The organism is Algoriphagus terrigena DSM 22685, assembly GCF_000429445.1.
Classification (GTDB): Bacteria; Bacteroidota; Bacteroidia; order Cytophagales; family Cyclobacteriaceae; genus Algoriphagus; species Algoriphagus terrigena.
In genome coordinates, this window is record NZ_AUBW01000015.1 from 19,993 (window position 1) to 45,002 (window position 25,010).

Below are 25,010 nucleotides of genomic sequence, written 5' to 3' on the forward strand. Positions count from 1 at the left end.
TTAAATACTTCTTGCCGTATTGATCACATTCACGCCATCGAAACGTGTAGTCGAGCTGCCGTGAGAGACAGCGGAAGACTGAGACGGTTGTCCTTTGCCGTCAAAGAAAGTACCCATGAATCGGTAGTCGTCTTGGTCGCAAATAGCGGAACAGGAATTCCAAAACTCTTGGGTATTGGACTGATAGGCTACGTCCTCCAGCATGCCGGCGATCTTGCCGTCCTTGATTTCGTAGAATACCGTACCTCCAAATTGGAAGTTGTATCGCTGCTGGTCGATGGAAAACGAACCTCTGCCTAGGATGTAGATCCCTTTCTCAACGTCCTTGATCATGTCCATCGGGTTCAGTTTCTCTTTACCCGGCTTCAGGGACACATTGGCCATTCTTTGGAACTGGACAGAACTCCAGTTGTCAGCGAAAGAGCAGCCATGGGATTCGTTTTCGCCCAAGATAGCCACTTGATCTCTGATCGCTTGGTAGTTCACCAAAACCCCGTCTTTGATCAGATTCCATTCTTTGCATTTCACTCCTTCGTCGTCGTAGCCCATATTTCCCAAGGAATAAGGTTGGATTTTGTCCGCGATGACGTTGACGATATCCGAGCCGTACTTGAAATCGCCGGACTTCCATTTGTCCAAAGTCGCGAAGCTCGTACCGGCGTAGTTTGCTTCATAGCCCAATACGCGATCCAGTTCCAGCGGGTGTCCGATGGACTCGTGGATAGTCAGTCCCAAGTGGTCTGGATCCAGTACCAAGTCATATTTGCCCGGGGTGACCGACTTGGCAGTGATTTTTTCCTTGGCCTGTTTGGCAGCGGTGATGGCATCCTCGACCATGTCATAGGAATACCTGTAGCTGTTAAACCCGGCGGCATTTGGGATTTTCTCCGAAGCCGTGCCATCCATGTATTCATATCCCATACCCATAGGAGTACTGAGACCTTGTCTTGACCGGAAGCCTCCCGACTCTTTGTTGACAGCCGTCACGGTCAGGTTTGGCCACATGCGATGCACATCCTGATCGATGTAGGAACCGTCGGTAGATGCGAAATACTTCTGCTCGTTGATCATGAACATCGCGGAGTTAACAAAAGCAGCGCCATTGTCCAAAGCGGCGTTGTTGGCAGCCAGCATCAGGTCGATCTTTTCCTTCACGGGGACCGCCATTGCGTTCTTCTTGATTGGGGTATTCCAGGTAACTTCGCCGTGGCCTTTCTCAGGTGCTAATACCACCGGCTCTTTTTGCAATTTGGAGTTTGCCTTAGCAATAGCGACGGCTGTTTCAGCGCATTTTTTGATCCCATCAGGAGTCACGTCCGACGTCGCGGAGAAGCCCCAGGTTCCATTGGCTATGACGCGAATCCCAACTCCAAAGGTCTCCTGGTTGGCGACGTTCTGGACGTTTTTCTCCCGTGTGAAGATGTTTTGCGACAAATACCTGCCGATACGCACGTCAGTGTAAGTTGCTCCTTTGCTTTTGGCCGCATTGAGCGCAGTGTCGGCCAGGAGTTTTTTGGCGGCTACGTCTATCCCTGGCTCAATCAGTCGCTCAGCAGACACGGGATTTCCCATCGCCATGACTCCAGGAGTCATCAGGGCTCCAAGCCCCAAGCCGGATAGGTGGATAAAATCTCTTCTTTTCATTTAATGATTGGTTTTTTTAATGGCATTCCTTAACACTCGGTAGAATCTCGCATGATTAACTATCCTTCCAAAGGGGTAGATTTTCGGCACACTCGATTTCAATGATAGGGATTGTTTAATGGTTAGTTTATATTCTGTATGCCCTAATGTAATTCTATTCTCAGGTCAATTCCATGGAAATATTACAATTGCGGTTAAATGGGTTTAATCGGTGGAGTTTATTCCGTTTGGGTTTGATTTTTTTCGGATAGGCGGTTTTCAAAAGTGTCAAAACCATTCAAAAAACTACCGATTATTCATTTTTTGGGTGTTTGAGCAGGATCACTTGCCTCAACTTTTCAGTAGAAAAGTCCAGAACGGGAAACAACGCTGAATGCCAGCACTTTCCAAAAACAACGAAAGCCAGAAAGACTCTTTGTAGGTCTGTGTCCTAACCTATGGGCAAAAATGCCGTACTTTGCACCGTGCAAGTCGTCTTGCCGCTGTCCCGGTAGCTATCGGGAGAGAGGAAAGTCCGGGCAACACAGAGCACCATACTTCCTAACGGGAAGGCTTTCTGCTGGTGACGGCAGGAAGACAGATAGGGCCACAGAAACAAACCGCCCGTCGGCTTCAAGGCTTGCCAAGAATGTCGAAAGGTAAGGGTGAAAAGGTGGGGTAAGAGCCCACCGTTCCGATGGTGACATCGGAAGCTAGGCAAACCTTATGGGTTGAAAGGTCAAATAGGCCCCGGGCAAAGAGCTGCTCGTTCGATTTCTCCTTCGGGAGGATTCCGGGGTGGGTAGATCGATGGATCCCGATTGCGAAGTCGGGACTAGATAAATGGCAAGAGCCCATTTCCCCCGCGGAGATGGGATACAGAACCCGGCTTACAGACTTGCACTTTTTTCTTTACTTTACGCTATGCCAAAGATTCTCATCATCGACGACGAGCGGTTTATCCGCGCTTCCCTTCGGGAAATTTTAGAATACGAAAAATTTGAAGTGTCCGAGGCCCAAGACGGCGAAGAAGGCTTGGCAAAAATACAGGAAGAAGACTTCGACTTGGTACTTTGCGATGTCAAGATGCCCAAGATGGACGGAATCGAAGTCCTCGATCACGCCAAAGCAATGGATCGCTCTCCGCAGTTTATCATGATCTCTGCACATGGCAGCATCGAGACTGCTGTGGAAGCCACCAAAAAAGGAGCTTTCGACTTCATTCCGAAGCCGCCCGACCTCAACCGTCTTTTGCTCACAGTCCGCAATGCCTTGGACAAAAAGCAATTGGTCACCGAGACTAAGGTGCTGAAGAAGAAGCTGTCCAAGAAGTTTGACATGGTCGGCGAATCTCCCGCCATCGCTCGAGTGAAAGATACCATCGCGAAAGTCGCTCCGACCGATGCCCGCGTCCTGATCACCGGCCCAAACGGCACCGGCAAAGAACTCGTCGCACACTGGATACATCAGAAAAGCAATCGTCAATCGGAACCATTTGTGGCAGTAAACTGCGCAGCAATCCCGTCAGAACTGATTGAATCTGAACTTTTTGGACACGAGAAGGGAGCTTTTACTTCAGCACACAAGCAGCGCAACGGCAAGTTTGAGCAGGCTCAGGGAGGAACGCTCTTTATGGATGAGATAGGCGATATGTCTCTTTCGGCTCAATCAAAGGTGTTGAGGGCCTTGCAGGAGAACCTGATCAACCGGGTCGGGAGCGACCGGGACATCAAAGTGGACGTGCGGGTACTCGCAGCGACTAACAAGGATCTGAAGAAAGAGATTGAAGCGGGAAGGTTCAGGGAAGATCTATATCACCGACTGAGCGTGATCCTAGTGCAGGTACCAGCTCTGAAAGACCGCAAAGAAGATATTCCCCTGCTGGTGGATAAGTTTCTGGATGACATCGCTCAAGAAAACGGTGATGCCAAAAAAGGTATTGCTAAAGAGGCGCTGCTTATGCTTCAAGACTTCCCCTGGACAGGAAATATCCGTGAACTCCGGAACGTAGTGGAACGATTGGTGATTCTCGGCGAACCGGTAATCAGCCTGGAAGACATAAAAAAATATGCTGACTATTAACGGTCAGCATATTTTTTAGCTATTGGATTTCTGCGCTGCGGGCGCTTTGGCGTAAGCCGGGCAAGGTTTGCTGGAGGCACATGCTCCCAAGGCTAAAATCCCAACCAATAGTGCAATCGTCGCTAATCTTTTCATGTGTCAGTTTTTATACTTTTCAAATATGTCTATTAAATTTTAAGATAGCAATTACTGCACCAACAAGTTGCAACCGCGGATCTCTGAGTTGTCAAAGCGTCCCAAGACCTCCAGAAACCCGTTTTCGTCAAACCTTCCCAAATCCTGTGTTTCGATAAAGGCGCAGGAATGGAAGTTAGCCAAGTCGATGACATTGATCCCGCCCTGAGATCTGGACGACCAACTCAGGGGATCGTTCACATCCCGAAGCATCACGCGCATCGAGTCAGGAAGTGTATATTTCCCAGCTCCTTTGGAATACGCCTGAGACATCAGCTCGGTCATTCCATACTCGGAATGGATGGATTCCACTCCGAAAAATCCTTTGAGAACGTCATGCACCTCTTCCCGGATCATTTCTTTTCTCCTCCCCTTCATCCCACCGGTTTCCATTACGAGGAGATTTTCCATGGGAGAAAAATCCCTTCCCGAATCCGCCAAATCCAGCAACGCAAAGGTCACACCGAGCAGCAAAACCTTCTTTCCCCCGCTACTCTTAAGCAATGCCATCTTTTCCAGTAAATCATCCTGATTGTACAGGTAAAAGCCCGAATGGGTAGAATGAGAAGCATCGATGAAATGCTTGGCCATCGACACCAGGCTGCTCCCGGGTCGCTCTAGATAGGCGGGCAACAAAGCAAGAACATGATAATCGCTCAGGCTACCGTATTCCTTCTCGAATATCCGCTGCGAATGGCGCAAATACCACGATTCTGACCAGATGTAATGTTTGCTGGTGATCATCCCGGTGGTTCCACTACTGGAATAAAACGAGCTAAAATCTGAAGCTTGACCGCACACAACGGTAAAATCCTTAAAAAAACGGATCGGCAAAAACGGAATCGATTCGAGCGATTTTACCCGATTCGTCTCAATCTTCCGGGCTTTCAAGTAAGACTTATAAACCTCATTTTCAGAAGCTTGAAACTGAAACAATTCCAAAGCAAGTTCCTCGAATCGGCCAGCGTCCAAAATGGTGACCTTTTCCGAAAAACTTTTAAAATCTTGCATCGTTTTATATTTTGCGTTTTTACTGAGAAAAACTAACGTTATTTTCGGGAGTAAATTTACCTTCAGCCGATGCGATTCAAAAACTATTCAGGATTAATGTTGGTGACGGCTTTGGGCTGGACATCCTGCATCAGCCCTCCAGATAACTATCCGAGCGTTCCTGAAATCGAATTTTCGACAATCGAATATGTGCAAACTTCCGGGCAGGACTCTCTAAACATCAGTGTGGACTTTAAAGACGCAGAGGGTGATTTGGGTCTTTCTGCTACGGATGTCAATCCTCCCTTCAATCCTCTTTTTTACAAACGGGATGCAGCCGGAAATCTCATCACCTATTCCAATCGTCCGCCTGAGGCACCTTCATACAATCCTATTGATTGGGAAGTGGATCCGTTGGTCAACAATGTAGAAGTGAAAGACACGGTCTGGGTGGAAGTAAACGAAGATCAATACAACATCTTCGTGCGGTTTTATATCAAGAGAAACGGCCAATTTACTGAATTCAAATGGCAGGATCCGCCATTCTACACCACATTCAACGGTCGATTTCCGAGAGTCCTCACCTCGGAGGAAGGGCAGGCGGTAGAAGGCAATATCAAGTATCGAATGCTGTCCTCGGGTTGGGAGTCAATCTTCCGAACAGACACGCTCCGCATTGATGTGGAGATCCAAGACCGAGCCCTCAATCGAAGCAACCAAGTCTCGAGTCCGGAGATCACGCTCAGGCAGATCACCAGAAACTGATAACGACAAAGCCCCCGAAGTTTCGGGGGCTTTGTCGTTAGATGACCGGATACTTTTTCGGATTGGCCTCGTGCATCATGCGATAGGCCTTTTCTGTCACGTCATCGACGCTTGGCTTGGAAAAATAATCTCCATCAGAAGAATAGGCCGGACGATGAGCTCTAGCGGCGATCGTCTGTGGCTCGGAATCCAAGTGTTTGAAAATCCCCTGCTCGTCCATCACTTGCTGAAGCATAAATGCGGAAGCTCCGCCGGGAACGTCCTCGTCGGCAAAGATGACCCGATTGGTCTTCTGAATCGACTGGCCGATCACGCCGTAGGTGTCAAACGGCAAGAGTGTCTGCACGTCAATCACCTCTACGGAGATGCCGATTTCCGCTAACTCCTCGGCAGCGTCCAGGACAATCCTGCACATACTGCCGTAGGTGACGATGGTCAAATCACGGCCTTCACGAAGGATCTCAGGCTTTCCTAGAGCTACAGTGTATTCGCCCAGATTGGTGGGCATCTTTTCTTTCAGCCGGTATCCGTTCAGACATTCCACCATGATGGCGGGTTCGTCAGACTCCAGCAGCGTTTTATACATCCCTGCGGCTTGCGTCATATCTCTCGGTACGCAGACCACCATGCCTCTCAGTGAAGAGAGAATCATCCCCATCGGAGAACCCGAATGCCATACGCCCTCCAGTCGGTGACCTCTCGTCCGGACGATCAAAGGAGCTTTTTGCCCTCCCTTGGTTCGGTACAACAAGGACGCCAGATCATCTGACAGCATCTGCAAACCATAAAGCAAATAGTCGAGGTATTGAATCTCTGCGACTGGTCTCAAGCCCCGGAGCGCGGTGCCGATCCCCTGCCCGATGATCGTACATTCTCTGATTCCTGTGTCAGCGACTCTTTGCTCACCGTACTTAGCCTGCAGACCCGCAAACGCCTGATTCACGTCTCCTATCTTCCCGACGTCTTCGCCGAAAGCAAAGAAGCGGGGGTCATGTTCCAGGGTATAATCGAAAAAAGCCTGGAGGATCTCACGTCCGTCTACCAGATGGGATTTCTCATCGTAGGTGGCTGGGATTTCTTTCACTTTGCCTACCGCCCATTCCGAATGACTATATAAGTGACTATTGTAGCGGTCAAAATTCTTTGCCTCCTGATCCTTGTACCAAGTTCTGAGGTTTCCTTTGACGGCGTCGGAGTCAAACCGTAAGGCAAGCAGCGCCTTCCTCACAGCGGTGACCGCATCCTTGCGGACAGGATTGATTGTCTTGGAAAGGTCGTCCGCCAGTTGGAGCAAGACCACCTTTCTGGTGCTTTTTTCGCCAGTGGATCTCAGCAAGCCAACGACTTCCTGAATTTCATTTTTTATCTCGCCGGAAAACGTGTTCCAAGCGGCTTCTTTTTGCTTTTTAACGTCTGCTTTTGCCTCGCTTTCGATTTGGTCCAAAACCTCATCTTTGGCAATCCCTGCGGAAATAATGTAGTCCCGGAACTTGCCGATGCAGTCCCAGTCCTTCTCCCACTGCAGACGTTCGGCGGACTTATAGCGTTCGTGAGAGCCAGAGGTCGAGTGCCCCTGAGGCTGAGTCATCTCGTCGACGTGGATCAGGACAGGTACGTGCTCCTTTCGAGCCAGCTGCCCGGCATGCTTGAACGCTTGCACCAGTCCTTCGTAATCCCAGCCTTTTACCCGGAGAATTTCGATTCCTTTCTCGGTTTCGTTTCGCTGAAAACCCATTAAAACCTCAGAGATGCTTCCTTTGGTCGTATGAAATTCGTTCGGCACCGAAATGCCGTATTCGTCATCCCAAATCGAAATCACCATCGGCACCTGCATAACGCCAGCGGCATTGATGGACTCGAAAAACATCCCTTCAGAAGTCGATGCATTTCCGATCGTCCCCCAAGCAACCTCATTTCCATTGGTCGAGAATTGCGGTAACACTTTCAGTCCTTTGTTTTCCCTGAAGAGCTTGGACGCATAGGCCAAACCCAGCAGTTTGGGCATCTGAGCAGCTGTAGGTGAAATATCCGCAGCGGAATTGTAGCTTTTGGTGAGGTCCTTCCAGGAGCCGTCTTCATTGAGCGAACGGGTCGCAAAGTGTCCGTTCATCAATCGGCCCGCGCTGGCTGGCTCCGCATTCACATCCGCATGAGCATATAATTGCGCGAAATATTGCTGAACGCTCAACTCGCCGAGGGCGAGCATAAAAGTCTGATCCCGGTAATATCCAGATCTGAAATCACCGATCTGAAAAGCCTTGGCCATTGCAATCTGGGCCAGTTCCTTGCCGTCGCCAAAAATCCCAAATTTCGCTTTTCCCATGAAGACTTCCTTTCTCCCCATCAGGGAAGCGTGCCGGCTGGTCACCGCCACCCTGAAGTCGTTGAGGATTTCTTCTTTGCTAACTAGGGGTTCTTCAGGAGACTGTGGATAGGATTTGGTAATTGCCATAAGCGATTAGGAATCTAAATGTTGCTTTAGGTGGAATATTCAGCTCTTAAGTATCTTCAAAAATAGCCAAAATAGATTTTGATGCAAATTTCGCCTTTACATTTTAACAATCAAAAATTTCGAATGAATTGTCATATTTTCACTATTTTGAAATATTATTTGGAAATTTATCAACAGACAACCTATTTACTTGAAGATCAAAAATTCGGGAAAATCGATAGAAGAAAACATTTTTGGATAATTATTTTAGAATTGTGGCTTTTCGAAAAATTAAATCTTGGAATATTCTATATCCTCAGCATAAAAAATGAAATAAACTATCGAAAAACGGCTTTTGCCAATCACATACCAAATACTATTTTTTAAATGGCTTTATGGAAAGTCATTGCTTATTATCTTTGCCACCAGAATTCAAATCCAAATAGCAGAGCCATGATAATAGGAGTTCCGAAAGAAATCAAAAACAATGAAAACCGGGTGGCTCTAACGCCTGCCGGTGCCAAAGAACTGATCAAGAGAGGTCATACCGTTTATGTTCAACATACTGCAGGTGACGGAAGCGGTTTTCCAGACGCTGAGTATGAGCTCGCCGGAGCAAAGATTCTTCCTACTATCGAAGCTACCTATCAGATCGCAGAGATGATCATGAAAGTGAAAGAGCCGATCGAATCTGAATACAAACTGATCAAAGAGGGTCAACTCCTGTTTACTTATTTTCACTTTGCATCCTACGAGCCATTAACCAACGCAATGATCGAAAGCAAGGCAACTTGCCTGGCATACGAGACGGTCGAAAAGACGGACAGAAGTCTTCCGCTACTGGTTCCTATGTCAGAAGTGGCAGGTAGAATGGCCATCCAGAAGGGTGCTAACTACCTGGAAAAACCTTTGAAAGGCCGTGGAATCTTACTTGGTGGCGTACCCGGCGTACTTCCTGCCAAAGTCCTGATCCTCGGTGGTGGCATCGTCGGTACCCAAGCTGCCTGGATGGCTGCCGGACTCGGTGCAGACGTGACGATCATGGATGTGTCTCTTCCGCGGATGAGATACCTCGCCGACGTCATGCCAGCTAACGTAAAAACTATGATGTCCAACGAATACAATGTGCGTACCTTGATCAAGGACGCGGATTTGATCGTTGGAGCGGTGTTGATCCCAGGTGCAAAAGCACCTCACTTGATCACCCGTGACATGCTGAAAGACATGAAGCCGGGAACTGTGTTGGTGGATGTAGCAGTCGATCAAGGTGGCTGTATCGAAACTTGCCGACCAACTACCCACGAAAACCCAACTTATATTATCGACGACGTGGTTCACTATTGCGTAGCGAATATGCCGGGTGCGGTTCCTTACACTTCCACTTTGGCATTGACCAACGCCACTTTGCCTTATGCAATTCAGTTGGCAGACAAAGGATGGAAAAAAGCCGCTCAGGACAATGCTGACCTAGTACCGGGGCTCAATGTGATCAACGGTGACGTGGTGTATCAGGCTGTGGCCGAGGCTTTCAATCTGCCTTACACTCCTGTCGAAAAATACTTGGCTTAATCTGGAAATGAATTCAAGTCACAATCCCTTTGGTTAGCTCCAGAGGGATTTTTTTTGGCTTTTTTCGATTTCTAACCCTTCGGCAAAACCACTCTGTCGGAATCCACCCTACAGATTGTCGTTTTCTTACTGGTAGCCTTCGCCATTCCGGGATAACTTGGTAGGACTAAAATGTTACATTGATGGAAGCATTCAACCCGCTCTTGATTCAATATGACCTCCACCAGAGGCTGTTCAATAACGTTCTGGATGGATTCTCGGATGAGGACACCAACCGTCGCTTGGAGGGATTTCCTCAGGTCAATCATGTCAAATATCTGGCTGGGCACCTGCTCAACTCCCAGTACGGCATCGCCAAGATTGCAGGTCTGAGACCTGAGGTTAAGTGGAATGAGCTCTTTGCCGTAATGGGACAATCCGAGGCAAAAGACGATATCACCTACCCCCGGATTGAGGAAATAATCGCGGAATGGAACAATCTCTACCTGCCTGCCAGAGAGGGATTGATGAGGCTGACCGCAGATCAGCTCCGTGGTAAAGCGCCGAAGCCCTTTGATGCCGTATCGGATTCGCTGGGAGAGCTTTGGGCTTTTGTCAGCCATCATCAGGCCTATCATATCGGCCAAATCGGAATCTTAAGACGTGCATTTGGCAAAGCAGCGATGAGCTATACCTGACAAAACAGTCCCAAAGCTGTATAATCTATCGTACTGTAACCACCATAAATATTAACCAATATGGACCACTGGGCAATTCCAAAGATCGTAAGCCGGGCGCAATGGCTTGATGAAAGAAGATCACTTCTGGAAAAAGAGAAAGCTGCAACCAGACAGCTGGATGCAGCCCGAGCAGCGCGTAGAAGGATGCCAATGGTGGAGGTGGAAACGGAATATGTCTTTGAGGGACCTGAAGGTGAACTATCACTATTGGATCTGTTTGAAGGGCGGCGGCAGCTCCTTGTCCACCACTTCATGTACTTTGATCATCCATCCAGATTCTGTCCGGGATGCTCCCTGGAGGCAAGCCAAAACTATAGTCGGATCTTGCAGGAGAAACTCCACAAAAAGAGTGTCACATTGGTGGCGATCAGCCGTGCTCCTCTGGCGAGAATCCAGGAGGAGAAAGCAAGGAACGATTGGGACTTTCCATTCTACTCTTCCCAAAAAAGTGACTTTAACTACGACTTCCAAGCCACTGTGGATCCCAAGCGAAACATGGAGTATAATTATCAGGGGATCGATCTGAAGTCACTAAAGGATTATGAAGGAGATCTTCCCGCCAAAAGCGTCTTTCTCCGTGATGGAAACGCGATCTATCATACCTATTCTGCTTTCGCAAGGGGAACCGACCTGGTGGCCACGCACTACAACTATCTGGATCTGACACCTTATGGACGGCAGGAGTCATGGGAAGACTCCCCGGAAGGCTGGCCTCAAAACCAGACCTACGAGTAAACAACAGCCTGATTAGGGTCTCCCAAAGGTTTGTACATGCGCTATCGCCGAGGACCGGTCCGGATGGGTTGACTTCGCTTTACCTGTCTTTGCGGCCTTTTCCAGTCTGAAAAGACCGGAAAACATTGAAGCCCAAATGAATATCCCCATCGAAAAAATTTCCCTGGACCGGTGGCAAAAAGCCTGAAGGTGTCATTGCCGCTGAATTCGTGAAATGCAGCTGAAACACATGCCCTCCCGTATCGATGTCCACTCCCAATCCCATGGAATTGTTGCCTTCCAGTTGAGCCTGGGAGCTATAATAATATTCCCCGGTGATCCCGACCCGCTTGGATACCATCACTCTGCCCCCGACTCCAAGCAACAAGAGAGTATTCGGGATATCAGCCGTAGGCACCAGATTTTGATGAAGCAGGGATGGCATTAGCTGGATGGATACCGCGGGGCTCAATTTCCTGGCGATAAGGAGTTGGTTCACATAGCTCATTCTCCGTTGAGTGTTCATGGGGAGCTCCGGTCGCTTGAGCGTGTTGATGGACATATCAAATACCCAGGCGAGCGTCACGGGAAATCCATTCTTCTTTTGATCCAAAAAACGGAATTTGAGGTAGCTGTCATACACTTTGGAAAGGGAGTTGCGACCCAAACCTACGGATATCTGGTCTGAGAAGGCATACTCCAGCCCAAGGCGGATGTTCGCTTCATCCAAGCCGTATAAATGATATGCTCCGGAATTTAGCCTGCCAAATCGGTGAGAAATCACCACGCCCAGATTGCCCTTTCCCCTCGTTTCCACCGATTGCCCGTTGATAATCCGGGTTCCTTTAAAAGTGGATCCCACCGGTTCTGGTTTTCCCTCAGGTTCCTTGAGTTGATCCAACAAATCCTGTCCCTGCAGGGACACCGAGATGATACTGAAGAAGATACAAAACCAGATTCTGATCATTTTTCTTTAGCGATTAAATTCAAATTTCACTGTCACCTCCACCTCCTCTGCGATATTCTGGAATAGAAGTGTCGGTATTTCGATCCCGTAATCCTCCAGTTTCACCCGAAACACCGCTTCCATCCAAAGCTTATTTCCCTCCTGGCGAATGGTGCCTGGCACCCTTACACTCTTCGTCACCCCGTGTATCTTCAGTTCCCCCTCGGCCTGAACCTGTCCCACGCTTTGCCCCGACACATAGCCAGAAACTTTTCCTACAAAGGTGGCCTCTGGGAAGCGGTCTGATTCCATGAAGTTTTCGTTGAAATGCTCCTGCATCAGGGACTTCCTGAATTCAAACTCCCTGATCGGGATTAAGAAGGCCACCTCAGTCGTATTTGGATCAAAGGCTCCACTCGCCTTTTCATTGATAGCCGTAATGTCCTCTATCGGCGCGCTGCTGAAGAAGCGAACATACCCCTGAACGGCACGAAGCTGTTGTGCCACGACCGTCCTGGCGCAGGTGAGCAGGAAAAGAAGGATGAGCAACCTTTTCATGTGTTTAACAATTTGGTTTTCAAAGGCCAATTCGATTCTCGCCAAGTCCAATCATCCGATTGAAGGCTGGCTCGATTTCATACCTCAGTTGTCATTAGCTCCGTTTTGCACCCAGCAAGCGATCGCTGCCTTCTGCTCAGCACTGAGCGAGGATCCCAATCCGGGAGGAGGCATGATACCACTTTGGGTGTTGGCGCGGATGAGGCTGGCGTTTTGGACAATGTTCGCTTTGACGGTGAAGTTCACTCTCCCGGTTCCGGCCACATGACAGCCCGAGACAGCACAGTTTTGCTGAATGATTGGAATAACATCCTGTGCCAAAGACACATCCTTGTCTTCGCAATCCTGGCTGGGCGTCGGTGGAGGAGGCAGAGCATCCTCGCTTTCCGAGGAGCAAGCCAAGAAGATTATCAAGCATACGGTACAGATCCAGGCGCCTGTCCAACTGATTGGGTTACTGATTTTCGAGCTGTTCATAGGTTATATTTTTTACATTGAGCACATACTTTTCCTGCCACTGCCCTGATAAGGGAGTGTCCGGGATTCATTTCGATATAGATTCAGTGATTAGCGGCCGGGATAATATTTGAGCCCGAGAAATATTCCTGCACTTTTTAATGAAATATTGCCTTCTCCCACTCCATCCAGCGGAACCTTAAAATAGGGCTCTACCTGAAGTGACAGTCGCTCCGCAAGTTTGCGTTCATACCCGATACTCAGGTTCACCACTCCAAATGGATGTTGATTTTCTCCATTCTTCTCGATGGTTTGGGTGTATTCATAGCCGGTCATAGGGTCTTCATAGGTGATCTCGTAGGTTTCAGAAAGCATGAGGTAGCTGGAGAATCCCATGCTGATAAAAGCCCGCTGCAACGTACCCTGAAGTGGATAAAGCCGGAGATTAATCGGGATGTCCAGAACGCCGCAATCGCCAATCACCCCGTTGACTTCCTCTCCGTATGCCATCTGGAAAGGCCCCTCCGACTCATACGGTTTGTGGGAATAAAACACCCCTGAGTTGACGCTGAATTGCGGAGAGATGAAATATTCTGCGCCAAGTCCCAGTGCCTGCCCAGCTTTCCCGAACTGGTTGAGCTTGACTCCGCTTAAGTCAGGCGCGGCCTGGACCGACAGGTTAAATCTCCCAGAAAACCACTTTTTGGTTTTCGTGTCTTCTGGCTGCTTCTCTTCCGATTCGATGATTGATCTGAAACTAATTCCTTTTGGTATAAGATCTTGAGGAGCCAGCTGGGTTAGGTCCGGTCGATAGTTTAACTCTATAGTTTGGCTCTCCAGGAACTCGTCCGAAGAATAGATGCCTCCGTCCTTCCCTTCCCTGGAGTCAGCAAAGACCGAAACTTCAGTACCCAGCTCTTCTTTCTCCAAATTTGTAATGGATGAAGTCGAGGAACCAGAATCTCCTTTTGCAGGTGTCGGGTTTAAGGCTACTTTCTCATCTTGATACATTTCCTCAGTAAGATTAGAGTCTCCTATTTGACCTATTTCAGGTTCCCCCTCCGACTCCAGAGTTCCTACCTCTTGGCGCGGATCGGTAGAGCTGGCTTCCCACAGTGCACTTCCCCCAAAGTAGATCCCCAGAGATACGATCGACACGACGCCCATCCAAACCAATGCGGTCAACCATTTCGCCGGTGAGGTCTTAGCGTTCGCGGTCGCCAACCGGGCCTTCATAAGCGTCCAGTCCTCCTCACGAAAGGGGATATCTGGAGATTCGGAAACCTCCTTCAAGAAACCGTCAAATTCCTTATCATCCATATCGGAAAACTCCCTGCTCATGATTTTTTGGATTTAACATTTCTCTCAGCTTTATTCTGGCCCTTGCCAGATTGGATTTGGAAGTTCCGATCTGGATTCCGAGCATTTCGGCGATTTCCTCGTGGCTAAAGCCTTCGATTGCAAATAGGTTGAACACGGTGCGGTAAGCATCGGGGAGCTTCTGAATAGCCCAGATTAGGTCAGAATAATTCAGTTCATCAAGCACACCTGGGCTTGAGTCTTGTGAATCCACCTGATAGTCTAAGCCGGTATCGACCACGTCTTTTTGATGTTTTTTATAATGGTTGATGCATAAATTGATGAGCGCCCGCCGAAACCAGGGTGGGAATGGTCTCTCCGGATCATACTTTTCGGGATGGGTAAATACCGCCATGAATCCATCGTGGAGAATCTCCAGCGCTTCCTCCCTCCTGGCTGTATATCGAAGGCATACGCTCATCCCATAACTGTAAAATCGCTTATACAGTACCTCCTGGTATTTTGGATCTCTTCCTACCAGACCTTGCAAGATTTCTTTCTCCAGAGCTTCTGATTTCACATTCCCGGTGTTGCATTAGTCCATACAAGGGATTATTGACGGAGGTTGCGTGAGTATAAAAATAAAGATTATTGGCTCAATGATTCAGAGACTTAAGTGGCAGACGGAATAGATCATTACGGCCTTGCGTCTTAGTCTCGGGCCCGTACTTATCCTCGTTGACCTGGCTTTTTCACAAAAGGTCGCGGGATTTTAGGATTGTTTTTTTGAGCTGGAGAAAAACGGCTTCCATACCCAAGGACATGGCTTTTAAAAAATAACCTCTTTCTCCACATTAAAAAGTCGAAGCGCTACATGACTTGGAGATTCAATGGGATTCATCCGGATCAAACCTACGTTGGTTCTCTTTTTCCGGGGGTAATCTGACATCTGTAAATCTTGTGTCTAGCTTCTTTAATCTAGCTTCTTAAAAAGTTACGCCTTTCGGACAAACTCCGACTTCAGCGCCATCGAACCAAAGCCGTCGATCTTGCAGTCAATGTTGTGATCGCCCTCCACGAGGCGGATATTTTTCACCTTGGTCCCGGCTTTGATGGATTTTGGAGCGCCTTTCACCGGTAAATCTTTTGCAATTACTACCGAATCTCCGTTGGCTAGGATGGTTCCGTTAGCATCTTTGACCACCAATCCCTCTTCCACTGCTTCGTTCGATGATTCTGACGGGTCCCACTCATATCCACAATCCGGGCAGACCATCAGGTTGTCCATCTCATAGGTGTACTCAGATTTACATTTCGGGCAAGGGGCTAGATTTTCCATGGGGCAAAAGTACGCTTTTCGAGTCCTTGTTGATTGGAAGATTAGAAAATGAAAATCGGGAAAGTTGGAAAGACTAGGACTTCGATTGCATTGTGTGTGATTTCGCATCACTGCGGACACATTGCTTTTCACCACTGAGACCTTACTGATCGCGGTTTTCCCCCTACTTCCCCCAAGTCAGCCAAATCATCCTGAGTCCGTAAAAAATCAACGCCACCCCTACTCCTTTGTTGAGCAATCCGAGGAGCCTGGGAGTCACAAAGCGACTGAGCTGCTTGGCTACGAACGCTTTTAGGAGATCTGTGCCAAACACGGTCAACAAAATACCCAGATAGTAAACGAGGATTTGGGGGCGATGCCAAGAGTCTTTGAGCGAAACCAAACTCGCAATCGAAATCCAAAAAAGCAGCACAAAGGGATTAATACCATTGATGCTAAATCCTTTGGCAAAGGCATTCCGCTTCTTGGCTTGGGGTGGATCATGGCGCCCGGACTCAGCGCCTTCCTGTTGCTTTTTTACTAAAGAACTGATCCCAAACCCAACCAAGATCAGCCCCCCGACGTATCCCAATATCGATTCAAACAAGACCACATTTGCCAAAAAACTGACACCAAAATAGGTCAGAAGACCATAAAGCGAATCACTCACCAAGATTCCCAATGCCAACATCGCTGCGTATCGGAATCCGTGCTGCATGCTGCTGCTGATCAGGGCAAAAAATACCGGCCCGATAAGTACGGAGAGCAACAGCCCCATGCTGACTCCTTCAACCAGACTATGGATCATTCGGCGGACAGCTTTTTCGCCAAAAACTCCTTCCAGCTTTGTGCCTTTTCGCCTTTCAAGACGCGTGGAAATTTGTTTTGCCCGCCTTCTTTCCCCTCAGATCTCATCCAATCATAGAAAACCGTCGACGGCAGTACGGAAACCTTCACTTGCTTTAATGCATGATTGCGTTCGACCGCATAGTCATCATTTAGTTTTTTCAGATGCTGATCGATGGAAGCAGTGAGCTTTTTCACCGAAATATCATCATCTGACCCGATGTACCAGTGGTGCGCGAAGAGGTTTTTGTAAGGTTCTCCCAATACGGTAAACTCCTTCACGCGAATGCCGAATTCATCAGCGGCCAATTCGATGGCTTTGTTCATGTTATCCACGGAAAGATGCTCTCCGCACAAACTCAGAAAGTGCTTAGTTCGGCCCGTGATGATGATCTCGGACTCCGCTTTGGACACAAACCGCACCACATCCCCAATCAGATAGCGCCAGGCTCCTGCACAGGTCGAGATCAAGAGAGCGTAGTCTTTGCCCTCTTCCACCTCGTCGATCTTCAGGGTTTGGGCGTCCTTTTTCACATTTCCGGCCTCGTCAAAATTGGCTTCTGTGAAAGGAATAAACTCATGGAAAATCCCATTGTTCAGCACTAGACGCATGGATTTCCTGTCGGGCAGTGCTTGAAAAGCCAAAAATCCCTCCGATGCCAGATAGGTTTCGATGTAGATCAGCGGCCTGCCCAGCAGAGTTTCAAACCCCTTTTTGTAAGGCTCGAAAGACACACCTCCGTGGACAAAAATCCGAAGATTGGGCCAAATCTCATGGATATGCTTGACCTTATACCGTTCGATGATCTTTTCGATCAGGATCTGCAACCAGGCCGGGACGCCGACAATGATGCCGATATCCCAGTCTTTGGCCCGCTCCACGATCTGATCCAGCTTGTCTCCCCAGTTTCTGTTTCTCGAGATTTTCTTCCCCGGCTTATAAAATCGCTGGAGCCAAATCGGAAGTTTTCCGGCGGTAATACCGCTAAGGTCTCCGGAGAAATACGTCCCGTTAAACTCCAAGTCTGTACTTCCACCGAGCATCAGAATTCCTTTGGTGAACAGTGAGGCCGGTAGGTCGTACTTGGAAAGGCTCAGGATCTGCCTCACTCCCGTCCGACGGATAGCAGTCACCATGGATTTGGTGATGGGGATGTATTTGGAGGCAGCGCCCGAGGTGCCGGAGCTTAGGGCAAAGTACTTGACTGCACCGGGCCAGGTCACATTTTTCTTCCCGGATTGCAGTTTATTCCAAAATTCAGCATGAATTGAATCGTAGTCATAAATGGGTACATGACTCTTGTAAGCCTCATAAAATGCTCCGTCACTCTCGCGGAACGCCCGTAGAATTTCATGAAAGTCATACGTTTGGCCGATTTCTGTGCCTTCAGCTTTCAGCAAAAGTTTCTTCAGTTGATTTTTTTGAAGGTCAAGCGGACTGGAATATTCCTGCTCCAAACTCTCCCGAAGCCGGATTCCTTTTTTTAGCAAAGTGCTAATGATTGCCATATCTTTGTTTTAAGGCCAAAAAGCAAAAGTGTAGTCTAAAAATATCAAATCTAATTTTACGCTTTTCTTCCAGTTGATGAATTTCCGCTAATTATCTGGCTGGAAGGCAGAAGAAAAAAATCCCTGTTTTTGTTTTTTGCAAACGGCTCTCTTCATTTAGACCAAAGGAGCGGATTAATACATTAAAGAATGAGTATCAAAGCCAACCTCGAAGCAGTAAAAGAATCCTTTGTCAATCCTGCCGGTCAGCTTATCGCCGTCAGCAAGACCAAACCGCTCGACGATCTGAAGGAAGCGTATGCCGCCGGCGTCCGCGATTTTGGGGAAAATAAGGTGCAGGAAATCCAGACGAAGCAACCGGAGATGCCTGCCGACACACGCTGGCACATGATCGGCCACTTGCAAAGCAACAAGATCAAATACATCGCTCCTTTTGTTCATTTGATTCATGGCGTTGACTCTTTTAAGCTTTTGAAGGAAATCGATAAGCAGGGAAAAAAGATTGACCGGATCATTCCAGTATTGATTCAGATGCATATCGCGGAGGAAGAAAGTAAGTTTGGCTTTGACCGCGCCGAGTTGGACGAGATGCTTTCGGCTGCCGAATTTGCGGCGTTAACCCACGTTCAAATCGAAGGGTTGATGGGAATGGCCACTTTCACGGAAGATGAAAGCCAGATTCGAAAGGAATTCCGCTCACTCAAGACGCTTTTCGAAGAGCTAAAATCGAGAAGCCTTCCATCATTTGTCAGCCTCAAAGAACTGTCTATGGGCATGAGCGGAGACTATCTCATCGCCCAAGAAGAAGGAAGCACGATGGTGCGTGTCGGGTCTGCAATCTTCGGAGGCAGGGGCTAATTTCAAATTTGAGATTTCAGCAAGAATCCAATCAGTCCAAGTAACCAATCAACTATTTAGCCTTGAAAGCACAAACGATCCTAAAAACCGCTGCAATCTTTGGAGCCATAGCCGTGGGAATCGGCGCATTTGGAGCGCATGGACTGAAACCCATGCTGGAGTCTACCGGCAGACTGGAAACCTTCGAGACAGCGGTGAAGTACCATTTCTATCACAGTTTGGCACTTCTGGCGCTGGGGATCTGGGCATCTGTCAAGCCGGGTTTGAAAAAGACGGCCCTGAGTTTTTGGGGTTTTAGTGTGGGAATTTTGATCTTTTCCGGTTCGCTCTATGTGCTTTGTCTGAGCGGTGTGACCTGGCTTGGGGCCATCACTCCCATCGGCGGCGTAGCATTCATCGTCGGCTGGCTGGGCCTGTGGGCTCCTGCGGGAGATTCAGGCAATGCCTAAGCGGCAATTCTGATTCGGAACGATTCCTGCTTTCCCCCATCCAGATCTTTCAAAATCCATCCATGTCGATCTCCGAATCAACTGTTTTCAAACCTACTTCAGTCCGCAAAATCGCTATAGCTTTCCGTTTGGTGCTTTTGCTTCTCACGGCCCAAGCCCATGCTCAGATCACGCGGGATCAATACATCCAACTGGAAACCGCGCTTGGCGATCAGAGTTTTTTCAGCGGACATCTCACGGGATTTGTGCTCTACGATCTGGATTCACAGCTTGTCCTCTTCGAAAAAAACTCACAGCTCAATTTCATTCCGGCCTCGACTACCAAGCTTTTCACACTTTTTGCCTCCCTGGCCATTCTGCAAGACAGCACGCAGACGCTTCGCTACTTGCCTTCCGGCGACACGCTCAAAATCTGGGGAAGCGGCGATCCGAGCTGGAAGTACCTGGACTTTCATCAGCCTGACTTCGGGAAAATATGGAGTGACTATCCGATCATCCAGTTTTCGGATGCAAATCAGGTCTCTCCTGACTTCGGCTATGGCTGGCAATGGGATGATTACTATTTCGACTATTCTGCCGAGCGGAGCAGCCTGCCGATCTATGGAAATCTGCTTCAGGTCAAAAAAATCTCAGGCCGGCCGGAAGTCTTTCCTGGACATTTCCAGTCAGTAGTCCGCATCACCAACCGTCCCATCAAGGAGTTGGAGCGGGATTTTCACAGCAACACCTTTTCCTACAATCCAGGCACTTTCCTAGGCAAGGAAAAGTACATCCCGCTCATCACTTCCGGTGAATTGACCGCTGAATTGGCGCAGGATGCCACCGGCAAAAAGTGGATTTACAAACCCGAAACCCTTCCAATAGTGAATCGAAGCTGGAGAGGAGCGCCGCTCTTTCCGCTGCTGAAGGAGATGATGCTGGAAAGCGACAACTTCATTGCGGAGCAAATGCTCTTTATGGTTTCTGACCGTCTGTTCCAATCCCTGGACACTGAGCGAGCCATCGAATACATCCTCAAGACGTATCTTTTTGACCTGCCTGATCAACCCAATTGGGTGGACGGAAGCGGGCTGAGTCGGCACAATCTTTTCACGCCGCGATCCATGGTGGCGCTCTTTGACAAGCTGTATCGGATCCTCCCAGAGCACCAACTGCTGGAGCTTTTGCCGACAGGCGGAAAAACCGGCACGCTTAAAAACAGCTATCAGGCAGCTCAGCCTTATATTTTTGCCAAAACTGGCACCATGAGCAACAATCACAGCCTGGTTGGCCTGATAAAAACCAAAAGCGGCAAAGTCTATTGCCTGGCCTTCATGAACACCAACTATCCCTACTCTGCATCAATCGTGCGAAAAGAAATGGAGAAGGTGCTCTTGTTGGTGAGGGACATGATGTGAGGCTAAAACACAATTTATCTGCTAGTACCATAACATTTTACAACAAGTCTATTTTGAGGCAGGATGGAATAGCTTTTGAGAAAGCACAAGCAGTTTTGACAAGCTTTATCTCCCAAAACCCTAACTTCAAACCTCAATCTGAGACACCACATGGATAAACGACACTTTCTCAAATCCTTAGGTTTACTGGCCGGAACCGCACCGTTTCTTTCCTTTGATTCTCCGTCACATAATCCAGGCGCTGAAGTCATTCTTCCCAAAGCCATCAAAAAAGGAGATACCGTTGGCATCATCGCTCCTTCGGCGGCCACAGCGGACCGAATGGAATTCACCTACGCGAAAGAAGCCATGGAAGCGCTGGGATTTAAGGTCAAACTCGGCGAAAACTTAAGAAACCGCTCCGGGCACCTGGCCGGAACGGACGAGGAGCGCGCTGGGGACTTGAATGCCATGTTTGGCGATCCGGCCGTGAAGATGATCGTGTGCATCCGCGGAGGCTCCGGCGCTGCCAGGATCCTCCCTCTACTCGACTACGAACTGATCAAAAATAACCCAAAACCACTTCAGGGCTATTCCGATATCACGGCACTGCATTCCGCCATCCAAAGTCAAACGGGCCTGATTACTTTTCATGGTCCAAATGGCTCCGGCAGTTGGAATAGCTTTAATGTAAAGCAGTTTGAAAAAGTCTTTTTTGGCTCAGACCCGATCGTGTTTAAGAATGAAGTAGGCAAAGGCGATGACCTCGTCGCCAAGGGAAATAGGATACAAACGCTGACCGGCGGAAAGGCGAAGGGGAAGATTTTGGGCGGGAATCTGACCGTGCTGACTGCTTTATCTGGAACTCAATACTACCCTGATTTTCAGGAATCTATTTTATTCATCGAAGATACGGGAGAGGACCCTTACAAAGTGGATCGCATGATGAGTACGCTGAAGCTCAACGGCACTTTGGCTAGGATCAAGGGCTTCATCTTCGGCCAATGCACCGAATGTACCCCAGGCGGAGGGTATGGGGCGTTCACGGTTGACCAGATTATGGATCACTACATCTTGCCGCTGAAAATCCCCGCTTATACCGGCGCGATGATCGGCCACGTGAGTCGACAGTTTATCATCCCGGTCGGAGCGGAAGTCGAGATGGATGCAGATGCGGGCCGCATCACGGTGACTCAGAAATTATTTCAGGTCTAGCTTTATGAAATGTCTATTTCTGCTTCTTACACTCACAGCAATCCTCCTATCGATGACTGATTCTGAATTTTCTGCGAAAGAGAAAAAACTGACCTATCTAGCCCTGGGCGACAGCTACACCATTGGCGAAGGAGTCGATGAACAAGAACGCTACCCCAATCAATTGGTCGAGAAGCTCAATAAAAGCGGAAAATTCACCTTCGAAGCTCCCCAGATCATTGCCAAGACGGGCTGGACGGTGGACGAGCTGGAAGTCGGAATCAATGCCAGCCAAACGAATTCCGAGGGATATGACTTGGTGACACTCCTGATCGGGGTCAACAATCAGTATCGCGGCAGACCAGTGGCGGAGTTTGAGAAGGAGTTTGAAGCGATGCTGAAGCGGGCGATTGCTTTTGCCCGTGGAAAAAATGATCACGTCATCGTGATCTCCATTCCGGACTGGGGCGTGACTCCTTTCGCGAAAGACCGGGGTTCAGATCAGGAAAAAGTTGCAGGGGAAATCGATGCCTACAACATTGCTGAAGCCGTCATTTGTAGCGAATACGGAGTTGAATTCGTAGAGATCACTGAAGACTACCGCCAGATCGGTGCGAAACCAGAGATGGTCGTTGAAGACCAACTCCATCCTTCGGGATTGGTGTATGCACGATGGACGGAGAAGATCTTCAAGATCGCCAACCAAATCCAGTTCTGATATGAAATTATTTGTCTCCATTTTCACCCTTTTCCTAGCCATGTTGGGTTGCCAGAGTGAGAATCAAGCGCAAAAAGAAACCTGGTGGATCAATTCCGCAAAGGTTGATTGTACCGGAGTCGGACCGATGAGTTGCTTCCAGATTCAAAGAGGAGAAGAAATCAAAGACGGTGAATGGGAGCTGTTTTACGACCAGATAGCAGGTTTCGAGTACGAACCGGGATTTATCTATGAGCTGGAGGTCGGGGTTTCCAAAAAGACCGATCCTGTACCAGCCGACGCTTCTTCCCTTACTTACGAACTGATCGAAGTGATCGGCAAAACCCAGGATCCCCGACTGGCCTTGACCAACATCTGGAAAGTACTTCACGGGGGAACAATCCAAGACCCAAAATCCCAAAAGGGCGAAGCTTTGACCTTTGAGCTCAACGGTTCCCAGGGATCTTATTTTGGCGAAACTGGCTGTAATTCCATCCGGGGTGCGTTCTCTGTCGAAGGTAAAAACGAGATCCGATTTGGGCAGGGAGTTGCCACAATGATGGCCTGCGCTGATATGACAGTGGAAATGGAAGTCAAAAAAGTCTTGGAACTGATCCGCAAATTCGAAATCGAGAATAACGTCCTGTATCTAAGAGATGAATCGGGACAGGTTTTGATGAGTCTCAGAGCGGTGGATTGATCAGTAGGCATTGTAAGGGTTCAGTCGCAGTGGATTCCCTATCAATCCTAAAATGGAACTGGCAGGGAATTTTATTTCCAACCCTCGGCTTTGAAAAAAACTGCCATCATCTACCGCTCAACCAGACTCTAGGGTTCCTACTAGTATGCGTAATCGCAAAAACAATGATTAATTTGTCCTGTTCAATCACCCTGTAATGTACCTGATAGGGGAATTTTTTTAGCAACATATTCCTGATATCCCGATAAACAATCTGGCTGTTAAATGGATATTTTCGTATATAGTCTAAACTTGATTTCAACGATCCATAAAACCGTCTACCCAACCCTGACTCTACATTATTATACCAAATGATGATGTCTTTAATATCAAGGCGAGCCTCGTCCAGAAGTCTTATCTGGTAGTTCACAGGCCTTTTTCCAACTCATTTACTACATCTTCCCAGTCCAGCATTTTACTGGGATCTTTTTCGTAGGACGCAATTCGCTCATCCAACAACGCTTTGTGGGACTCGCTTAAATCTTCCTTTTGCTGCTGCTTGAATGTATGCAGTTGCTCCAATATCCGTCGGTCCTGAAGTTCCGTAAGCCAATGAATTAGATCTAGTTTGATTGCTTGTAAGTCCATGCATCTATTGTTTTGACATCTTAAATCTAACGATTTATCGAAATAATTGATCGGCCTATCTATTCCTTGCTGATCGTCAAAAACGAAGGTTTAGAGCTGATTGGAATTTTTACTTCTCATCCTCGGTTTTAAAATCTCCCGACTTTTTATGGGAAAATTCTTTCAAACCAAACTCTACAACCCACATGGATTTAAAACTAACAGGCAAAAAAGCCTTCATCTCCGGTTCTACAGCCGGAATCGGATATGCGATTGCTTCCCGATTTTTGGCCGAAGGAGCCAGCGTCATCATCAACGGCCGAACCCGGGAAAGCGTCAATCATGCGATTGCCGAGTTGAAAGCAAGCCACCCAAACTGTGACGTATCCGGCGTAGCGGCAGACCTTGCCAAAGTCGAGGATGTCAACAGGCTGCTTTCCGAAGTGCCAGAGGTCGACATCTTGATCAACAATACAGGGATATTTGAACCCAAAGCGTTCGCTGAAATTCCCGACGAAGATTGGTTTCGGTTTTTTGAGATCAACGTGCTCAGCGGAATTAGGCTTTCCCGGCACTATTTCCCGAAGATGCTGGACAAAAACTGGGGTCGGGTAATCTTCATCTCCAGCGAGTCGGGCATCTTTATCCCTGAGGAAATGATCCAGTACGGCATGACCAAGACCGCCCAGCTTGCGGTGAGCCGCGGCATGGCCGAACTCACCAAAGGAACCGCCGTCACTGTGAATTCCATACTTCCCGGCCCAACCAAGTCCAAGGGAGTCGGCCAATTCATCGAAGACTTGGCGACTTCCGGCAACAAATCTACCGAAGATGTGGAGCGCGAGTTTTTCAAAGACATGCGGCCCACATCCCTGATTCAGCGTTTTGCATCGGTCGAAGAGGTAGCCGACACAGTCGTCTATTATTCAAGTCCACTCGCCTCGGCTACCAACGGCGCTGCGATTCGAGTGGAAGGTGGATTGGTCAAATCGATAATTTAAGGACCTTTTCATGCAATTTTCGAGGTTGGTCCGTCGGGTCAGCCTCTTTTTTGCTTTAAAGCGCGGAAGCTCTCCTATTGAAAGAGATTTGGAATTTCAATAGGAGAGCCTCATTTTTTCCTCCAATGTT

The 25,010-nt window shown here is 48.4% G+C and carries 25 protein-coding genes and 1 other RNA gene; 13 read left to right on the forward strand and 13 right to left on the reverse strand.

The window, feature by feature from the left end; translation table 11 throughout:
• A complete protein-coding gene (locus tag G459_RS0114340) occupies positions 1-1,644 on the reverse strand; it encodes a TldD/PmbA family protein (protein WP_026968259.1) in 1,644 nt (547 codons plus the stop codon).
• Between the two features lie 463 nt (positions 1,645-2,107).
• On the opposite strand from G459_RS0114340, the gene rnpB reads away from it, so the two are divergent.
• Positions 2,108-2,532: RNase P RNA component class A (gene rnpB / locus G459_RS29035), an RNA gene on the forward strand.
• Positions 2,533-2,547: 15 nt separating this feature from the next.
• Positions 2,548-3,705 carry a sigma-54-dependent transcriptional regulator gene (locus G459_RS0114345; RefSeq protein WP_026968260.1) on the forward strand — a complete coding sequence of 386 codons (1,158 nt, stop codon included), beginning with the start codon at positions 2,548-2,550 and terminating at the stop codon, positions 3,703-3,705.
• 186 nt (positions 3,706-3,891) lie between these two features.
• Here G459_RS0114345 and G459_RS0114350 read toward each other — a convergent pair whose 3' ends face one another.
• A complete protein-coding gene (locus G459_RS0114350) occupies positions 3,892-4,890 on the reverse strand; it encodes an acyl-CoA synthetase family protein (RefSeq protein WP_026968261.1) in 999 nt (332 codons plus the stop codon).
• A 69-nt stretch (positions 4,891-4,959) separates the two neighbouring features.
• Here G459_RS0114350 and G459_RS0114355 point away from each other — a divergent pair, with 69 nt between their 5' ends.
• Entirely contained in the window at positions 4,960-5,634 is a 675-nt protein-coding gene (locus G459_RS0114355) for a hypothetical protein (RefSeq protein ID WP_026968262.1), read from the forward strand.
• A gap of 37 nt (positions 5,635-5,671) precedes the next feature.
• Here G459_RS0114355 and G459_RS0114360 read toward each other — a convergent pair whose 3' ends face one another.
• Positions 5,672-8,086 carry an alpha-ketoacid dehydrogenase subunit alpha/beta gene (locus G459_RS0114360; protein WP_026968263.1) on the reverse strand — a complete coding sequence of 805 codons (2,415 nt, stop codon included), beginning with the start codon at positions 8,084-8,086 and terminating at the stop codon, positions 5,672-5,674.
• Between the two features lie 432 nt (positions 8,087-8,518).
• On the opposite strand from G459_RS0114360, the gene ald reads away from it, so the two are divergent.
• The 3 genes from ald (at position 8,519) to G459_RS0114380 (ending at position 11,088) form a co-directional block, all read left to right on the forward strand.
• Positions 8,519-9,634, forward strand: a complete 1,116-nt coding sequence (ald, locus tag G459_RS0114370; RefSeq protein ID WP_026968265.1) for an alanine dehydrogenase — start codon at positions 8,519-8,521, stop codon at positions 9,632-9,634.
• Positions 9,635-9,816: 182 nt separating this feature from the next.
• A complete protein-coding gene (locus G459_RS0114375) occupies positions 9,817-10,311 on the forward strand; it encodes a DinB family protein (RefSeq protein ID WP_026968266.1) in 495 nt (164 codons plus the stop codon).
• A 60-nt stretch (positions 10,312-10,371) separates the two neighbouring features.
• The gene (locus G459_RS0114380; protein WP_035456041.1) at positions 10,372-11,088 is read left to right on the forward strand and encodes a DUF899 domain-containing protein; all 717 of its coding nucleotides are present in this window, start codon (positions 10,372-10,374) and stop codon (positions 11,086-11,088) included.
• Positions 11,089-11,167: 79 nt separating this feature from the next.
• Here the strand turns inward: G459_RS0114380 and G459_RS0114385 are convergent, their stop codons facing one another.
• From G459_RS0114385 to G459_RS0114425, 8 genes are all read right to left on the reverse strand, one after another.
• Entirely contained in the window at positions 11,168-12,034 is an 867-nt protein-coding gene (locus G459_RS0114385) for a DUF5777 family beta-barrel protein (protein WP_026968268.1), read from the reverse strand.
• 6 nt (positions 12,035-12,040) lie between these two features.
• Positions 12,041-12,571 (reverse strand): YceI family protein, encoded by a 531-nt coding sequence (locus G459_RS0114390; protein ID WP_026968269.1) that lies wholly within the window; start codon positions 12,569-12,571, stop codon positions 12,041-12,043.
• A gap of 84 nt (positions 12,572-12,655) precedes the next feature.
• On the reverse strand, positions 12,656-13,048 hold the full coding sequence (locus G459_RS29445) for a 2-polyprenyl-6-methoxyphenol hydroxylase (protein ID WP_245588189.1): 393 nt from the start codon (positions 13,046-13,048) through the stop codon (positions 12,656-12,658).
• 90 nt (positions 13,049-13,138) lie between these two features.
• A complete protein-coding gene (locus G459_RS0114405) occupies positions 13,139-14,368 on the reverse strand; it encodes a hypothetical protein (protein ID WP_157373353.1) in 1,230 nt (409 codons plus the stop codon).
• Positions 14,340-14,906 carry an RNA polymerase sigma factor gene (locus G459_RS0114410; protein WP_026968273.1) on the reverse strand — a complete coding sequence of 189 codons (567 nt, stop codon included), beginning with the start codon at positions 14,904-14,906 and terminating at the stop codon, positions 14,340-14,342. Before G459_RS0114410 ends, G459_RS0114405 begins: the two co-directional genes overlap by 29 nt.
• Before the next feature lie 414 nt (positions 14,907-15,320).
• The gene (locus G459_RS0114415) at positions 15,321-15,665 is read right to left on the reverse strand and encodes a zinc ribbon domain-containing protein YjdM (protein WP_026968274.1); all 345 of its coding nucleotides are present in this window, start codon (positions 15,663-15,665) and stop codon (positions 15,321-15,323) included.
• A gap of 163 nt (positions 15,666-15,828) precedes the next feature.
• Positions 15,829-16,452, reverse strand: a complete 624-nt coding sequence (locus tag G459_RS0114420; RefSeq protein ID WP_026968275.1) for a LysE family translocator — start codon at positions 16,450-16,452, stop codon at positions 15,829-15,831.
• Positions 16,449-17,999, reverse strand: a complete 1,551-nt coding sequence (locus G459_RS0114425) for a GH3 family acyl-acid amido synthetase (protein WP_026968276.1) — start codon at positions 17,997-17,999, stop codon at positions 16,449-16,451. Before G459_RS0114425 ends, G459_RS0114420 begins: the two co-directional genes overlap by 4 nt.
• 189 nt (positions 18,000-18,188) lie before the next feature.
• On the opposite strand from G459_RS0114425, the gene G459_RS0114430 reads away from it, so the two are divergent.
• The 6 genes from G459_RS0114430 to G459_RS29895 all read left to right on the forward strand — a co-directional run bounded on the left by G459_RS0114430 (position 18,189) and on the right by G459_RS29895 (position 23,273).
• Positions 18,189-18,857 (forward strand): YggS family pyridoxal phosphate-dependent enzyme, encoded by a 669-nt coding sequence (locus G459_RS0114430; protein ID WP_026968277.1) that lies wholly within the window; start codon positions 18,189-18,191, stop codon positions 18,855-18,857.
• A 62-nt stretch (positions 18,858-18,919) separates the two neighbouring features.
• A complete protein-coding gene (locus G459_RS0114435; protein ID WP_026968278.1) occupies positions 18,920-19,306 on the forward strand; it encodes a DUF423 domain-containing protein in 387 nt (128 codons plus the stop codon).
• 62 nt (positions 19,307-19,368) lie between these two features.
• The gene (locus G459_RS0114440) at positions 19,369-20,703 is read left to right on the forward strand and encodes a D-alanyl-D-alanine carboxypeptidase (RefSeq protein ID WP_051315238.1); all 1,335 of its coding nucleotides are present in this window, start codon (positions 19,369-19,371) and stop codon (positions 20,701-20,703) included.
• A 150-nt stretch (positions 20,704-20,853) separates the two neighbouring features.
• Positions 20,854-21,897: a S66 peptidase family protein gene (locus G459_RS0114445; protein ID WP_026968280.1), complete on the forward strand. Its 1,044-nt coding sequence runs from the start codon at positions 20,854-20,856 to the stop codon at positions 21,895-21,897.
• Between the two features lie 52 nt (positions 21,898-21,949).
• Positions 21,950-22,594 carry an SGNH/GDSL hydrolase family protein gene (locus tag G459_RS0114450; RefSeq protein ID WP_051315239.1) on the forward strand — a complete coding sequence of 215 codons (645 nt, stop codon included), beginning with the start codon at positions 21,950-21,952 and terminating at the stop codon, positions 22,592-22,594.
• A 1-nt stretch (position 22,595) separates the two neighbouring features.
• Positions 22,596-23,273, forward strand: coding sequence for a DUF4377 domain-containing protein (locus tag G459_RS29895; protein WP_169725036.1), 678 nt, complete (start codon positions 22,596-22,598; stop codon positions 23,271-23,273).
• A 106-nt stretch (positions 23,274-23,379) separates the two neighbouring features.
• Here the strand turns inward: G459_RS29895 and G459_RS29455 are convergent, their stop codons facing one another.
• Positions 23,380-23,682, reverse strand: a complete 303-nt coding sequence (locus G459_RS29455; RefSeq protein WP_084454517.1) for a type II toxin-antitoxin system RelE/ParE family toxin — start codon at positions 23,680-23,682, stop codon at positions 23,380-23,382.
• Positions 23,679-23,900 (reverse strand): addiction module protein, encoded by a 222-nt coding sequence (locus G459_RS0114460; protein WP_026968282.1) that lies wholly within the window; start codon positions 23,898-23,900, stop codon positions 23,679-23,681. Before G459_RS0114460 ends, G459_RS29455 begins: the two co-directional genes overlap by 4 nt.
• Before the next feature lie 185 nt (positions 23,901-24,085).
• On the opposite strand from G459_RS0114460, the gene G459_RS0114465 reads away from it, so the two are divergent.
• Positions 24,086-24,880: an SDR family NAD(P)-dependent oxidoreductase gene (locus tag G459_RS0114465; RefSeq protein WP_026968283.1), complete on the forward strand. Its 795-nt coding sequence runs from the start codon at positions 24,086-24,088 to the stop codon at positions 24,878-24,880.
• Positions 24,881-25,010 lie beyond the last annotated feature (130 nt).